This window comes from Brevibacillus sp. MCWH, from assembly GCF_013096935.1.
GTDB classification, from domain to species: Bacteria; Bacillota; Bacilli; order Brevibacillales; family Brevibacillaceae; genus Brevibacillus; species Brevibacillus aydinogluensis.
The window spans coordinates 1-396 of sequence record NZ_SDLF01000231.1; the positions used below are offsets into that span (position 1 = coordinate 1).

1 protein-coding gene is annotated in these 396 nt (G+C 58.8%); it reads right to left on the bottom strand.

What is annotated here, in order from left to right; translation table 11 throughout:
• The coding region (locus tag ETC00_RS20225) for a beta clamp domain-containing protein (RefSeq protein WP_371808941.1) at positions 1–311 on the bottom strand (311 nt) is incomplete at its 3' end.
• Positions 312–396 lie beyond the last annotated feature (85 nt).

Consider the following 396-nt stretch of genomic DNA (forward strand, 5'->3'; position numbering starts at 1 on the left):
CCTTCGACATGAACGCCTACGGGCTTGTTAGGCAACGCCCGGGTAATATCGGACAACAATCGGCCAGAAACTAAAACGCTTCCAGGAGAAACAATTTCAGCGCCAACCTGGGCCTCGGCGGAAACCTCGTAGTCGAATCCGGAAATCGTCAGACCGTTGTCCGAGCCGGTCAACAACACGCCGTAGAGCACCGGCACCGCGGGCCTGGCTGGCAGATTTTTAGCCACCCACGACACCGCATCGGCGAAAGACTCTCGTAGCAAACGAAACGTCAAGTCGGTGAGGCCAACTCTTGTCGTAGCCGCGTCCATTGCGCCCTTTCACCTCACGATGAGTTCGATCCCGTGGCTAGCGCCCCGCTAGCGTGGGGACTGCCAACGACGAACGCCCATGACG